Origin of the sequence: Pseudooceanicola spongiae (genome assembly GCF_014899185.1) — a bacterium.
GTDB classification, from domain to species: Bacteria; Pseudomonadota; Alphaproteobacteria; order Rhodobacterales; family Rhodobacteraceae; genus Pseudooceanicola; species Pseudooceanicola spongiae.
This window is the reverse complement of the sequence record NZ_CP045201.1, coordinates 3,086,223-3,100,431: the sequence shown is the minus strand read 5'-3', so window position 1 is coordinate 3,100,431 and position 14,209 is coordinate 3,086,223. Positions and strand designations below refer to the sequence as shown.

Annotated in this window: 12 protein-coding genes; 8 read left to right on the top strand and 4 right to left on the bottom strand. The window is 63.9% G+C overall.

What is annotated here, in order from left to right:
• Positions 1-4: 4 nt before the first annotated feature.
• From purU to F3W81_RS14615, 3 genes are all read left to right on the top strand, one after another.
• The gene (purU, locus tag F3W81_RS14625) at positions 5-889 is read left to right on the top strand and encodes a formyltetrahydrofolate deformylase (protein WP_193079861.1); all 885 of its coding nucleotides are present in this window, start codon (positions 5-7) and stop codon (positions 887-889) included.
• Between the two features lie 189 nt (positions 890-1,078).
• Complete coding sequence (locus F3W81_RS14620; RefSeq protein ID WP_193079860.1) at positions 1,079-1,825, top strand: siderophore-interacting protein; 747 nt, start codon at positions 1,079-1,081, stop codon at positions 1,823-1,825.
• Between the two features lie 137 nt (positions 1,826-1,962).
• On the top strand, positions 1,963-3,021 hold the full coding sequence (locus F3W81_RS14615) for a dipeptidase (protein ID WP_193079859.1): 1,059 nt from the start codon (positions 1,963-1,965) through the stop codon (positions 3,019-3,021).
• On the opposite strand, the gene F3W81_RS14610 is transcribed toward F3W81_RS14615, so the two are convergent.
• The 3 genes from F3W81_RS14610 to F3W81_RS14600 all read right to left on the bottom strand — a co-directional run bounded on the left by F3W81_RS14610 (position 3,018) and on the right by F3W81_RS14600 (position 6,497).
• Positions 3,018-4,868 carry a polysaccharide biosynthesis protein gene (locus F3W81_RS14610; protein ID WP_226941695.1) on the bottom strand — a complete coding sequence of 617 codons (1,851 nt, stop codon included), beginning with the start codon at positions 4,866-4,868 and terminating at the stop codon, positions 3,018-3,020. The two genes, F3W81_RS14615 and F3W81_RS14610, sit on opposite strands and share 4 nt — an antisense overlap.
• A gap of 88 nt (positions 4,869-4,956) precedes the next feature.
• Complete coding sequence (locus tag F3W81_RS14605) at positions 4,957-5,607, bottom strand: sugar transferase (protein ID WP_193079858.1); 651 nt, start codon at positions 5,605-5,607, stop codon at positions 4,957-4,959.
• Positions 5,604-6,497, bottom strand: a complete 894-nt coding sequence (locus F3W81_RS14600; protein ID WP_193079857.1) for an NAD-dependent epimerase/dehydratase family protein — start codon at positions 6,495-6,497, stop codon at positions 5,604-5,606. The genes F3W81_RS14605 and F3W81_RS14600 overlap by 4 nt, the downstream gene beginning before the upstream one ends.
• 187 nt (positions 6,498-6,684) lie before the next feature.
• Between F3W81_RS14600 and F3W81_RS14595 the strand changes: the two genes are divergently transcribed.
• The 5 genes from F3W81_RS14595 to F3W81_RS14575 all read left to right on the top strand — a co-directional run bounded on the left by F3W81_RS14595 (position 6,685) and on the right by F3W81_RS14575 (position 12,589).
• Positions 6,685-7,518 (top strand): flagellar motor protein MotB, encoded by an 834-nt coding sequence (locus F3W81_RS14595; protein WP_193079856.1) that lies wholly within the window; start codon positions 6,685-6,687, stop codon positions 7,516-7,518.
• Between the two features lie 133 nt (positions 7,519-7,651).
• Positions 7,652-8,953, top strand: a complete 1,302-nt coding sequence (locus F3W81_RS14590) for a flagellar hook protein FlgE (protein WP_226941694.1) — start codon at positions 7,652-7,654, stop codon at positions 8,951-8,953.
• Between the two features lie 58 nt (positions 8,954-9,011).
• Positions 9,012-10,466, top strand: a complete 1,455-nt coding sequence (gene flgK / locus F3W81_RS14585) for a flagellar hook-associated protein FlgK (RefSeq protein WP_193079854.1) — start codon at positions 9,012-9,014, stop codon at positions 10,464-10,466.
• 3 nt (positions 10,467-10,469) lie between these two features.
• Complete coding sequence (locus F3W81_RS14580) at positions 10,470-11,477, top strand: flagellin (RefSeq protein ID WP_193079853.1); 1,008 nt, start codon at positions 10,470-10,472, stop codon at positions 11,475-11,477.
• Positions 11,477-12,589, top strand: a complete 1,113-nt coding sequence (locus tag F3W81_RS14575; RefSeq protein WP_193079852.1) for a flagellar basal body P-ring protein FlgI — start codon at positions 11,477-11,479, stop codon at positions 12,587-12,589. The genes F3W81_RS14580 and F3W81_RS14575 overlap by 1 nt, the downstream gene beginning before the upstream one ends.
• A gap of 91 nt (positions 12,590-12,680) precedes the next feature.
• Here the strand turns inward: F3W81_RS14575 and F3W81_RS14570 are convergent, their stop codons facing one another.
• Positions 12,681-14,177: a phosphomannomutase/phosphoglucomutase gene (locus F3W81_RS14570; RefSeq protein WP_193079851.1), complete on the bottom strand. Its 1,497-nt coding sequence runs from the start codon at positions 14,175-14,177 to the stop codon at positions 12,681-12,683.
• Between the last annotated feature and the right edge of the window lie 32 nt (positions 14,178-14,209).

The window sequence follows — 14,209 nt, the reverse complement described above, 5'->3', positions numbered from 1 at the left end:
CGACATGAGCGAATACATCCTGACCGTCACCTGCAAGACGCAGCGCGGTATCGTGGCCAAGGTCTCGGGCTACCTCGCCGATATGGGTTGCAACATCCGTGATCTGGCGCAGTTCGACGACACCGAGACCGGGCGCTTCTTTTCGCGCACCACCTTCGTCAGCGAGACCGGCAAGACGCTGGAGCAGCTGCGCGAAGGCTTCGCCAGAATCGCGGGTGATTTCGACATGATCTGGGACATCCATGACCCCGATCACAAGATGAAGGTCATCCTGATGGTGTCGCGCTTTGGCCATTGCCTGAACGATCTGCTGTATCGCTGGCAGATCGGGGCGCTGCCGGTGGATATCGTGGCCGTGATTTCGAACCACATGGAATATCAGAAGGTTGTGGTGAACCACGACATTCCGTTCCATTGCATCAAGGTCACGAAAGAGAACAAGCCCGAGGCCGAAAGCCGCATCATGGACGTGGTGCGTGACACGGGTGCCGAGCTTATCGTGCTGGCGCGCTACATGCAGATCCTCAGCGACGAGATGTGCCAGAAGATGTCCGGGCGGATCATCAACATCCACCACTCCTTCCTGCCGAGCTTCAAGGGCGCCAACCCCTACAAGCAGGCCTATGAGCGCGGCGTGAAGCTGATCGGGGCGACCTCTCACTATGTCACCGCCGATCTGGATGAGGGTCCGATCATCGAGCAGGACACCGTGCGCGTCACCCATGCGCAGAGCCCGGCGGACTATGTCAGCCTCGGGCGCGACGTGGAAAGCCAGGTGCTGGCGCGGGCAATCCACGCCCATATCCACCACCGGGTGTTCCTGAACGGCAACAAGACGGTCGTCTTCCCGGCCAGCCCGGGCAGCTACGCGTCTGAGCGTATGGGCTGAGGCGCGATCCTCTCAGCCGCCGCCAAAAGCAAAAGCTCCGGTTCGATGCCGGGGCTTTTGCTGCTTTTGGCGGCGGGGCATCGGTTTGGGTTGCACCCGCGCTCGGCTCGGGCGTATCCTGAGTGAAACAGTCTGGTACAAGGGCGCGCTGCGCCGGGGCCGACTCATCCAAGCAGAACAGGACAGCGCATGCGCGATACCCTCACTCCCCCCACCATCGAACGCCTGCGGTTTGAGCTGAAGCGCCGCGCGCTGACCGTCACCGCCAAGAACCACGTCACCCCGCAGATGATCCGCATCACCCTGACCAGCGAGGATCTGGGCGATTTCGTCAGCGGCTCTTTCGATGACCATGTGAAGATCTTCCTCCCCTCCGAGACGGAGGAGAAGGTGATGCGCGACTACACCCCGCGCCGCTATGATACCGACGCGCGTGAACTGGTGCTGGATTTCGCCCTGCATGACGCGGGGCCTGCCACCGCCTGGGCGGTCGAGGCAAAGGTGGGCGATACGCTCAACATCGGTGGGCCGCGCGGGTCGCGCAAGATCACGGGCGACATTGACGCCTGGGTGCTGATCGGCGATGAAACCGCGCTGCCCGCCATGGGTCGTTTTGCCGAAGAGGCCGCGGCGGGCGCAAAGGTCAGCATGTTCGCCGCCGTGCGCGACGCCGCCGAAGAGCAGGTGTTTGAAAGCGCGGCCGATCTTGATGTCACCTGGGTGCATCGCCCCGAGGCCGCCGATGCAGGGGCTCTGCTGGCGGCGGTGAGGGACGTGCCCTTCGGCGCAGGCACCTTCATCTGGATCGCCGCCGAAGCCTCGGTCACGCAGGCGGTGCGGGCCTATTTCATCGAGGCCGGGCATCCTCTGGTCTGGACCAAATCTGCGGGCTACTGGGTCGCGGGCGAGCCGGACAAGACCGTCAGTTTCGACTGAAGCCGCGTCACGGTGCTGACAGGGCGTCCCGTTTGGGGCGCCTTTTTCATAGAGGGCGCGAAATTTCCCCGCTGAGCACTGGTGTTTCGCCGCCTGCGGGGGTGTGATGGCCCAAATCAGCGCGACAGGAGCGGGACATGACGGGCAACCTTGCAGAGCCGAAGATCTTTGACGGCCACAACGATCTGGTGCTGAAGCTGATCACCGGCAAGGCGACAGCCGCGCAGGTGCGCGACGGTCTGGTGGGCGGTCATATCGACCTTCCGAGGGCGCGTGCGGGCGGTTTCGGCGGCGGTTTCTTCGCCATATTCGTGCCCAGCCCCGCCGGTGCCTTTCGCATGGAGGATTTCGCCAACGCCTCCTACGACGTGCCGCTGCCGGCGCCGCTGGATCAGGGTCATGCGCTGAAGATCACGCTGGAGGGGGTCGCGGCGATTGAGGCTCTGGCGGCGGAGGGCGTGATCGATCTGTGCACCAGCGTCGATCAGATCGAGGCCGCGCTGGCCGGGGATCGTATGGCGGCGGTGATGCATATCGAGGGCGCCGAGGCGATCAGCGCTGATCTGGGCGCGCTCGAGGGCTTGTATGCGCGGGGGCTGCGCTCGCTCGGGCCGGTCTGGAGTCGCCCGACGATCTTTGCCGAAGGGGTGCCGTTCCGCTTTCCCGCGACGCCGGATATCGGCGGCGGGCTGACGGCGGCGGGGCGGGCGCTGGTGGCGGAATGCAACCGGCTGGGCATTATGCTGGACCTGTCGCATATGAACGAAAAGGGCTTTGACGACGTGGCGGCGCTGTCGGATGCGCCGCTGGTCGCGACGCATTCCAACGCCTGGGAGGTCTGCAACACCGCGCGCAACCTGACGGACCGGCAGCTGCGGGTGATTGCGGACAGCGACGGCATGGTTGGCATCAACTTCGCCTCGTCCTTCCTGCGCCCCGATGGGCAAATGGCGGGGGATTTCCCGCTGGAGGTGCTGTTGCGCCATCTCGACCACCTGATCGGGATTCTGGGGGAGGACCGGGTTGGCTTCGGGTCGGATTTCGACGGCGCGGTGGTGCCGGACGGCATCGGCGATTGCGCGGGATTGCCTGCCTTGCGGGCGGCGCTGACCGATCACGGGGTCGATGCGGCGCTGATGAAAAAGCTCGCCTCCGGCAACTGGATGCGCGTGCTGCGCAAGACCTGGAAGGCCTAGCCTGTCGCCTTGATCCGGGCACGGTCCGAGACCCATTTCGACAGGGCGGTGGCAGCGGCATCGGTATCGCGCGCCTCAAGAGCGCGGCGAATCTCGGACAGGGCCGAGGCGACCTCAATCTGCGACAGATGCTGTTCTTGGGCGCGCAGGATCTTGTCGTGGGGCGTGGTCAGCATGTCGGCGCCGATGAACAGCTCTTCGTGCAGCTTTTCGCCGGCGCGCAACCCGGTGAAACGGATCTCGATCTCGCCCTCGGGGGTGTCGGCGTCGCGGATGCTCAACCCCGCACCACGGATCATCTGCCGCGCGACCTGCAGGATCGGCACCGGGTCGCCCATGTCGAGCACGAAAACCTCGCCCCCCCGCGCGAAGGACCCGGCGGTGAGGACGAGGCGCACGGCCTCGGTCACGGTCATGAAATAGCGCGACACCTCGGGGTGGGTGACGGTGACCGGGCCACCGCGCGCGATCTGATCCTGAAACAGCGGAATGACCGAGCCGGAGGAGCCGATGACATTGCCGAATCGCACCATGGAAAAACAGGTGCGGGTCGTGCGGGTGGCATGATCCTGGACGATTTCCTCGGCCAGACGCTTGGTTGCGCCCATGACACTGGTGGGGCGCACGGCCTTGTCCGAGGAAATCAGGATGAACCGGTCGATCCCGGCATCCGCGGCGGCCTCGGTCAGGGTCTTGGTGCCGATGACATTGTTGCGCAGCCCCGCGAAGATATTGCGCTGCACCATGGGCACATGTTTGTAAGCGGCCGCGTGCAGAATGGTGTCGATGCCCTGTTCGGCCAGCAGCGCGCGCACCAGCGGCGCATCGCAGACCGAGCCGAGCACGGGCACCGTCGCCAGATGCGGATGCAGGTCGGCCAGTTCGTGCGCGATGGAATAGAGCGCGAGTTCGCAGTGTTCCAGCAGCACCAGCCGGGCCGGCGCGAGGGCGGCGAGCTGGCGACAAAGCTCAGACCCGATGGAGCCGCCGGCGCCGGTGATCAGGATGCTTTTGCCGGCGTAACTGTCGCCCGCCTCGGGGAATTCCAGATCCAGCCGTTTGCGCCCCAGCAGGTCCTGCAGAGCAATGCGGCTGGGGGCCTGCGCGGGGCGCTTGCCCGCCAGAAGTTCAGCAAGCGAGGGCAGGGTCAGCGTCTTGCAGGGCAGGTCCGACAGGGTCTGCATCTGGCGCAGACGGGCCTCGTCCGGGACGGCCAGAACAATGGCGTCGATGTCGAGGCGCTGCACCAACGTCTTGATCCGCATGGGCGAATAGACGTGCAATCCGGCGACAGAGAGGCTCTGCAGGCGGGGATTGTCGTCGAGGAAAGCAACCGGCATCAGCCCGTCGTCTTCGCCCAGAGCGGCGGCGATGCGTTGTCCGGTCTTGCCCGCGCCATAGATCAGCAATCGTTGGCGGGCCTTGGCCAGCCGATAGAGCAGCGCTGTCAGCCGCAGCAAGGCCAGTCGCGCCGCGACGAAGAGCGCCAGAAACAACAGGCTGGCAAAGAGCACCTGTTCCGCAGGCAGCCGCGCGCCGGGCAGGGCATTGGCCAGGGTGCAACTGGCCCCGAGGCTGGCGGCGAGGATGCCGGTTTCGACAATGCCGTGCTTTTCATAGGCCAGCAGCTTCATCCGGTGCAGGCCGAGATAGATGCTGGTGCCAAGGACCGTCAGCAGGGCCAACAGCATGAAGCGACCGTCGCCTGTGGTGCGCAGATCGGGCAGCGTCCCGTTGAGCAGAAGGTCGGCCCCGGCGAGTGACATCAGCGCGATACAGGCATCCAGCGACAACAGGATCGCGGATTTCTGACCTGTGCCCAGCCGGGTGATAAAGCGCAGTGCCATTGGTTTCCTGTTCAGTTTCATGCCGCGCATCGGCGCGTTCACGCAGCTAAACAGCCAATTGGTAATGATCCGGCTAACAGCGCCGGTGTCATTCGGCAGGGCGACGCGCGATGCTGCCCGACCCGCGCCGAAGTGACGGGGCGCGGCGGGTCAACGTGCGCAGGATCAGCAGCAGGTCGAGGCGCAGGCAGCGGTTGCGCCGGTACAGCAGATCAAGGCGCGCCTTGGCCGGAATGCAGCGACGGATGTAGGTCTGCTCGGTCTGCTCAGGGGTGGTGCAGGCGCGCAGCAGGGCCTCCTCCTGCTGGTGAAATTCCAGTGTGGCGAGGCCGGTGAGGCCGGGGCGACAGGCCAGAACCGCGCCGTAGATCTCGGGGAATTGCTCGACATACTGGCGCAGGGGCGGGCGCGGGCCGACAAAGCTCATGTCGCCGCGCAGGATATTCCAGAGCTGGGGCAGTTCGTCGAGGCGGGTGCGGCGCAGCCATGCGCCTGTGGCGGTGATGCGCCGGGCCTTGTCGCCGCCAGAGACGCCACGGTCCTGCGGATCGGGGGCCATGGTGCGGAACTTGACCAGCGCGAAGGCGGTCTGCGGCGCCTTCATCCGTTCCGAGATGTGCAGCACTGGCCCGCCTTCGCGCAGGCGCAGCCACAGGGCGACCCCCAGCAGCGCGGGCCAGAGCAGAGCCAGAGCGAGCAGCGCCAGCGTCAGGTCCAGAGCGCGTTTCGAGGCGGTCATCCGGCGATCCTGTGCAGGGGCGCGATGTCGGCGGTATAGGTGCGCCACTGCGCAACAAGGCGAGCCGGATCGCTGCTGTCGGGCAGGTGCAGCCCCAGAGCGCTGAGGCCGTCGGTGGCGAGGGTCATGCGCGCCAGAGCCTCAGGCGGGGCGGCGCGCCATGTCATCGCGACCCCGGCGGCGCGCGCGATATCGGCCATGGCGACCGGATGCGGACCGGCGACGTTCAGGACCTCGGGCAGCTGCGACAGGGGGCAGATGGCCAGCCGCGCGATGACGCGGGCCAGATCGCGCGGGGCGATATAACTGCGGCTTGGCCCCTGACCATCGGCGAAGCGATCCAGGGTCACCGGCCCGGTCAGGTTGCCGAAAAGCGCATCCGCACCGGCGACATTTCCCAGACGCAGAAGGGTATTTCGGGGGCCGTTGCCCTTGGTTCGGGCTTGGAAAATGGCGCGCTCCATCGCCAGTTTTGCCAGCCCGTAGGGGGTGCGTGGCTGTGGCGGAGTGGCCTCGGAGACAGCAAAGGTCGGGGCGCCATAGACCGCTGCGGAGGACATGTGCAGCACGCGGCGCGCGCCGGTTTGTCGGGCGATGTCTAGCGCGGTTTGAGCCAGAAAAGTGTTGTTTTCTAAGTCATTAGGGGTTCCTGGTGTCACGCCCCACAGCGCCACGATCACCCCGGCACGCAGGCCCTCGGGCAGGGGGACGCCCGGCGACCAGCACAGCGTTGCGGCCCCGGCGCGGGGCGCGCGCGCCTGCCAGATCAGCGGGCGGCGGGCGAACTCCGCCAGATCCTGCGGCGGGCAGCTCAGCACCTGGCGGAGCATCCGGCCGACACGGCCATCGCTGCCGAGAAAGAGGATATGTCCTGCCATCGGTCCCGTCATCCAGTGCCTCCTCTTGTGCGGACCAAGGCTATCGGCTGCGGTGGTTAATTTTTCGTTTCGATGTGGCGGCAGGTGGCGCGCGGCTTGTTGCGGGAGGGCGGCAGAGTGCCAACAATTGCAGATATTAAGCCGACCGCAATGCTTGCCCCCTATGACTTTGGATGGGTGAGTAAAACAGGTGGTGGAGATGGCCGGACAATCCAATGTCGCGCCAGTCATCATCAAACGGAAGAAAGTCGTCAGCGGCGGCGGGCACCATGGCGGGGCCTGGAAAGTGGCCTATGCCGACTTTGTCACGGCGATGATGGCGTTCTTCCTGTTGATGTGGCTGCTGAATGCAACGACGGAACAACAGCGCAGCGGAATTGCGGACTACTTCAGCCCGACGATTCCGATCAACAAGGTGTCCGGAGGTGGCGACGGCGCCTTTGGCGGGGAGAGCGTGTTCTCCGAAATCGTGCTGCCGGAAGTGGGCACCGGCTCGACCTCGCTCAACGCGACGGCGCAGGACAAATCCAGCGGCAACGAAAAATCCGAGGCAGAGCAGGCCGAAACCAAAGCACTGGAAGAGATCGAAAAGATGCTCGCCGGGCGCAGTGGCGAAAGCGATGTGCATCCCGATCTGCTGCGCCACATCGTCAGCCGGATCACCGACGAAGGTCTGGTGATCGAGCTGTTCGATACCGACAATGCAACACTGTTTGTCGACGACACTTTGGAGGCGACACCGCTGCTGAGACAGATCGCCTCCATGCTGGTGCGCGTCACCTCGATCGTGTCCAACAAGATGGCAGTTGAGGGGCATGTCCACGCCCGTCCCGTGGTGCTGAACGACAACCCGGTCTGGGGCCTTTCGACGCAACGGGCTGAGGAAATGCGGCGGCTGATGATTGCGCAACACCTTGATCCCGATCGCATTATCCGCGTGACGGGACATGCGGACCGGGAGCTGTCGGCACGCAATCCGATGTCCTTGCGCAACAATCGCCTAGAGATCATCCTGCTGCGCAGCGACCGCTGAGGCAGAGAACTGGCGCGGCCGGGCCATCCCGGCGCGCGCGAAGTGTGGATGATTTTAGTTGTTAGCGGCATTTTAAGGCACGGCGCTTAGCTGTGGCAGAGACGAAAGGTCGATGCAGCAGAAAGGCGTATTCATGACTATTTCCTCATCGCTAAATGCGGGGGTGGCCGGGCTCTCAACGAACGCGGCAAAGCTGGCGACAGTGGCGGACAATATCGCGAACTCTTCGACATATGGCTACAAGCGGGTCGAAGCGGACTTTCATTCCATGGTGATTGGCGCCAATGGCGGCGGCTATACGGCGGGCGGTGTGCGCTCCTCCGTGCAGCGGCTGGTGGATGAGCGTGGCACCTTGGTGGGCACGTCAAATCCGACCGATCTGGCGGTGCGGGGCCGGGGCATGTTGCCCGTCGCCTCCTCCTCCGAGATCGAGCAGACCGGCACATTCGAGCAGATGATGCTGACCTCTACAGGGTCGTTCCGGACCGACGAAGAAGGATATCTGCGTACGGAATCGGGCCTGACATTGCTGGGCTGGCCGGCAAATGCGGATGGCACCATTCCGACCTATCCGCGCGAAGCCTCAACGGGGCTGCAGCCTGTGCAGATTGACCTGAACGCCTTTTCCGGCGCACCGACAACCGCGGTGAGGCTGGGTGTGAACCTTCCTGCCGTTGAAACGGAATCCGATGCCACCGGCGATTCCCGCGAAATGGTGATCGAATACTACGACAACCTGGGTAAATCCGAGACGCTGACCATCACCTTCACGCCGACGATTCCCGCGACAGGTGCCTCAAACACCTGGCAAATGGAGGTGGCGGACAGCGGCTCTGGCGGCGCGATCATCGGTGACTATCTGATGACCTTCAACGATTCCCGCACTGCCGGCGGCACCATCGATACGGTGGCTGAGACGACCGGCACCGCCTGGAACCCGACCACCGGCAAGGTGATCGTGACCTCTGCCAGTGGCCCGATCGAGATCGACCTCGGTGCCGAGGACACGGCGAGCGGGCTGACACAGCTTGGCTCTTCCTTCGTGCCCAAAACGATCAGCAAGGACGGCTCCCCCGTGGGCACGATGAGCTCGGTCGAGGTGGATGCCAATGGCTACGTCCGGGCGATCTACAACACCGGCGCAAGGGTCACGATCTTTCAGGTACCTCTGGCCGATGTCGCCAACCTGAACGGCATGGCCGCGATGGATTATCAGACCTTCGCGGTGACGCCGGAAAGTGGCGCCTTCTTCCTGTGGGACGCCAATGACGGTCCAACGGGCGAGATGGTCGCCTTTGCCCGCGAGGAATCGACCACCGATGTCGCTTCGGAGCTGACCGACATGATCCGCACGCAGCGCGCCTATTCGTCGAACGCCAAGGTGTTCCAGACGGTGGACGAGATGATGCAGGAAACCACCAACATCAAGCGCTGATCCCGGCAGGCGCCCTGAATGGGCGCCGCCCCCTTTTCCAAAATGGAAGGTCTGAGCGATGAGTCTGTCCGGAGCTCTTTCTAACGCCCTGTCAGGGCTGACGGTTGCCGGGCGCGCGGCCTCGGTCGTGTCGTCGAATATCTCGAATGCCCTGAACGACGGGTATGGCCGGCGCGAGCTGGAAATCTCGACCCGCCAGACCGGCAGTTACGGCGGAGTCATGATCAACGGGGTGGTCCGCCACGTCGATTCCCGTCTGGTCGGCGATTGGCGGGCCGCAGGGTCTGACGTGGCCTATGCCGAAACCAATGCCAAGTTCTTTAAGCGGATGGAGGGATTGACCGGCACGCCAGAGGACAGCGGATCGCTGTCCGGGCGCATGGCGACGTTCGAAAATGCGCTGATTTCTTCAGCCGCCCGCCCGGATCTGCCCGAACGGCTGAACGGGGTGCTGATCGCCGCCAAGGATCTGGCCGAAGGGTTCACTTCGGCGAATGACGGCATCCAGAAGATCCGCGAAGAAGCCGATTCCGAAATCGCCGCCACGGTCGAGCGCGCCAATGCCCTGCTGCAACAGGTGCAGTCGCTGAATATCTCGATCTCGAAAGAGAAGAATACGGGGGGGCAAACGGCCTCTCTGATGGATCATCGCCAGGCTGTGATCGATGAGCTGTCCGAGATCGTGCCGGTGATCGAAGCGCCTCGCGGCAATGGCACGCTGGCGCTCTATACGCCGGGGGGGGCGATCCTGATCGATGGTACGGCCGCGAAGCTTGAGTTTTCGCGCACCAACACGATCACCGCGAACATGACTCGTGGCAATGGCCTGCTCTCGGGGCTGACGATCAACGGCGTCGGGGTGAACACCGACTCAGCCACCGGGCCGGTCAGCGGTGGCCGCCTGGGCGCGCTGTTTGAAATCCGCGACACGCTGGCGGTGGAGTCTCAGGCCAACCTCGACACCGCCGCGCGCGATATGATCGAGCGGTTTCAGGACGCCGGGATGGATACGACGCGGGCGCCGGGGGATCCGGGGCTGTTCACCGACAGCGGGTTCACCTTTGCCGCGGCCGATGAGGTCGGCATTTCGGGGCGGATCGAGGTGAATGCGATCGTCGATCCCGACAAGGGCGGCGAGACATGGCATCTGCGCGCTGGCCTCGGCGCGGCGACGCCCGGAAGCGCGGGCGAGTCGACCCTGCTGAACGACATGATGGAAGCCCTGAGCGCACGCCGCGTTCCGACGTCTGCCGTCTTCGGCTCCACCGGGATCTCGGCTGCCGGTCTTGCGTCGAGCCTGGAATCCATCGTCGGAGCGCGGCGCAATCACTCCGAACAGAACCTGAGTTTCGCCAGCACCAAGGAGTCCGAATTGCAGGAGCGATTGCTGGCCGATGGCGTGGATACCGACGAGGAGATGCAGCGCATTCTGCTGATCGAACAAACCTATGCCGCCAATGCGCGGATCGTGCAAACCGTCGAATCCATGATCGATATGTTGATGAGGATCTGAGCCATGTCCATGACTTCCATTGGCGATCTCGCCCAGAGCTTTATGCTGCGTCAACAGCATACCGATCTGAAAACACGGATGAATTCTCTGGTTCAGGAGCTGGCGAGCGGGCGCACCTCGGATGTGTCGCGGCATCTTTCGGGCAGCTATTCCTATCTGTCTGACGTACAGCGCAACCTGACCCTGCTGGAGGGCTATGACGCGGCAACGGGTGAGGCGATCCTGTTCACCGACGCGATGCAGACCGTGCTGGGACAGTTTCAGGATTCGGCGACCGACCTCGGCCTCGCATCGATGAGCGCGGCCAACAGCAAGGTCGTCGAAGTGATGTACAACGTGTCGGACCGCGCGGTGCAGGACATGGCGCTGATGGTCAACGCTCTCAACACCGAAGTGGCGGGGCGGTCGCTGTTTTCGGGCGTCGACAGCGACAAGACGGCGCTGGTGTCCTCGACCGAGATGCTGGACGAACTGCGCACCCTGATCAGCGGCGAGACGACGCTGGCCGGCATTCAGGCCAAGCTGGACACCTGGTTCGAGGGGGCCGGCGGCGGGTTCGAGACGATGGCCTATCAGGGCTCGACCACCTCTCTGCCGCCATTCCGGCTGGGTGCGGGAGAGACGGTGAACCTCGATCTGCGTGCCGACGACGATTCGATCCGCTTGCTGCTCAAGCACACCGCTATGGCGGCACTGGCGGCGGACAAGTCGCTGGGATTTCCGCGCGCGTTGCAGGAAGAGTTGCTGATGACCGGCGGTCAGGGCCTGTCGTTTCAGCAAGAGGGGCTGGTGCGGATCCGCGCCGATCTTGGCTATGCTCAGGCCCGCACTGAGGAAAGCGCGACACGGATTGCGGCGGAACGTACCAGCTATCTGATGGCGCGGACCGAGCTGCTGGAGGTCGATCAGTACGAAGTCGCGACCCAGCTGGAGGACCTGCAATACCAGCTGGAGGCGCTCTATTCGGTGACGGTAAAGTTGTCGCGCCTGTCGCTGACGGATTTCCTGTGATGCTGAAAAAGGGACTGTCCTGTCTGGCGCTGGCCCTGTGGCTGATCCTGCCGCAGCTGGTGGTGGCCGCGCCGATCCGCATCAAGGATCTGGTGGAATTCGACGGCGTGCGCAGCAACGATCTGGTCGGCTACGGGCTGGTGGTCGGGCTGAACGGTACCGGCGACGGGCTGCGCAATGCGCCCTTCACCGAAGAGATCATGTCCAACATCCTGGAGCGGCTGGGCGTCAACGTGGCGGGTGAACAGTTCCGCCCCAAGAACGTCGCTGCGGTCTTCGTCACTGCCAGCCTGCCGCCGTTTGCACGGGCGGGCGGCCAGATCGACGTGACGGTTTCGGCCATCGGGGACGCTGGCAGTCTGCTGGGCGGGACGCTGATCATGACGCCGCTGAATGCCGCGGACGGGCAGATCTATGCGGTGGCGCAGGGCACGGTGATCGCTGGCGGCGCCTCGGCTGAGGGCGATGCGGCAACCATTATTCAAGGGGTGCCGACCTCCGGTGTCATCCCCTCTGGCGCCCGGGTCGAGCGGGAGGTGGACTTTCAGCTCTCCTCGCTGACGAGCTTGCGGCTGGCCCTGCGCAGTCCCGACTTTACCACGGCGGGACGTATCGAGGACGCCATCAACCGGGAATTCGGCCGCAGAGTCGCTGAAATGCTCGATTCAGGCACGGTGCGGCTGGATATCACCAAGACGCGTATGGCCTCGCCCGCGCATGCTTTGGGACGGATCGAGAATATCCGCGTTCAGCCTGAGCTGAAGGCCGTTGTCGTGGTGGATCAACGCTCTGGCACGATCGTCATGGGCAATGATGTGCGCATCAGCCGGGTTGCGGTGTCGCAGGGCAACCTGACCCTGCGCATCGAGGAGGCGCCGATCGTGGTGCAGCCGAACCCCTTTGCCGAAGGGCAGACGGTCGTGGTGCCGCGTACCAATGCCGCGATCCAGGAGGAGCCGGGCATCGGACTTGCCGAAATCGACGAGGGCACGTCGCTTTCGGAGGTGGTGGCCGGGCTGAATGCCCTCGGCGTGTCACCGCGCGACATGATTGACATCCTCAAGAGCATCAAGGCCGCCGGTGCGCTGCATGCGGAGTTTGTGGTGCGCTGACCACAGCATCGACGTGGCATAAAAAAGGGGTCAGTTGCCTGACCCCTTTTTCGTTTCCATACGCGCCGGTGTGGGCGGCAAGTGCTGTCGATCAGAACGTCTGGTCGTAGTCGCCAACGCCCGGTTCGGTGCGGATCACATCGTCGATCTGCTTGAAGATCGCACGCAGCTCTTCTTCGCTTTCCGAGCTTTCGCAGACCACGACGAGGTTCGGCGTGTTCGACGAAGCGCGCACCAGACCCCAGGAGCCGTTCTCAAGAATGACGCGGGCGCCGTTGACGGTGACGACTTCCTTGATCGGCTTGCCAGCGAAGGTTTCGCCCGCATCCGCAATGGCGACCAGCTTGGCCACGACGCGCTCAAGAATGTCGTACTTTTCGGTGTCGGAGGCATAGGGCGACATGGTTGGGGTCGAGTAGGTGACCGGCAGGGCCTTGCGCAGGTCCGACATCTTCATGTCAGGGTTGCGGTCCATCAGCTTGCAGATCTCGACGGCGACGCGCATGCCGTCGTCGTAGCCACGGCCAATCGGCTCGGCCAAAAAGTAGTGGCCGGACTTCTCGAAGCCCGCCAGCGCGCCGAGTTCATGCACGCGGCGTTTCATGTGGCTGTGGCCGGTTTTCCAGTAGTCCGCTACGGCGCCGCCCGCAATCAGGTCAGGGTCGGAGGCGAAGAGACCGGTGGATTTGACGTCGGCCACGAAGGTCGAGCCGGGGTAGAGTTTGATCAGGTCGCGGGCCATGATGACACCGACCTTGTCGGCGAAGATTTCCTCGCCCTCGTCATCCACAACACCGCAACGGTCGCCGTCGCCATCGAAGCCGAGCGCGAAGTCTGCGCCCGAGTCGGTGACCGATTTCGACATGTCATGGAGCATTTCCATGGCTTCGGGGTTCGGGTTGTAATGCGGGAAGGTGTAGTCGAGCGTGTTGTGCGAGGGCACGATTTCGACGCCGAGACGCTCGAATACCTTGGGGCCGAAGGCCGAAGCGGTGCCATTGCCGGTGGCGCAGACGACCTTGAGCTTGCGGGTCATCTTGAAGTCGCCGATCAGGTCGTCGATGTAGGCATCGAACACGCCGTCGACATACTCGATCTTGCCGCCGTCGCGCGCCACGCCTTCACCGTTCAGAACGATATCGCGCAGTTCGCTCATCTCGTCGGGGCCGTGGGTCAGGGGCATCGCAAAGCCCATCTTGACGCCGGTCCAGCCGTTGGGGTTGTGCGAAGCGGTGACCATCGCGACACCCGGCACGCCGAGGTGGAACGAGCTGAAGTAGGCCATCGGCGTGATGCAGGGGCCGATATCCTTGACGGTGATACCGGCCTGGATCAGCCCGAGGATCAGCGCGTTCTTGATGGTCAGCGAATAGTCGCGGTAGTCATTGCCGACGGCGATGACGGGCTCGACGCCGCGTTTGAACATCTGCGTCCCGAGGCCAAGCCCGAGGGCGGTCATGCCCGGCAGGTTGATCTCCTCAGGGTATTTCCAGCGGGCGTCATATTCCCGGAAACCCGTGGGCTTGATCATCGGGTCACGCAGGAACTCCCAGGTATTGGGGGTGACGGTGGAAATGGGTTTTGTCATGCCAAAGCGTCCAGTCGGAAAAGATCAAAAAT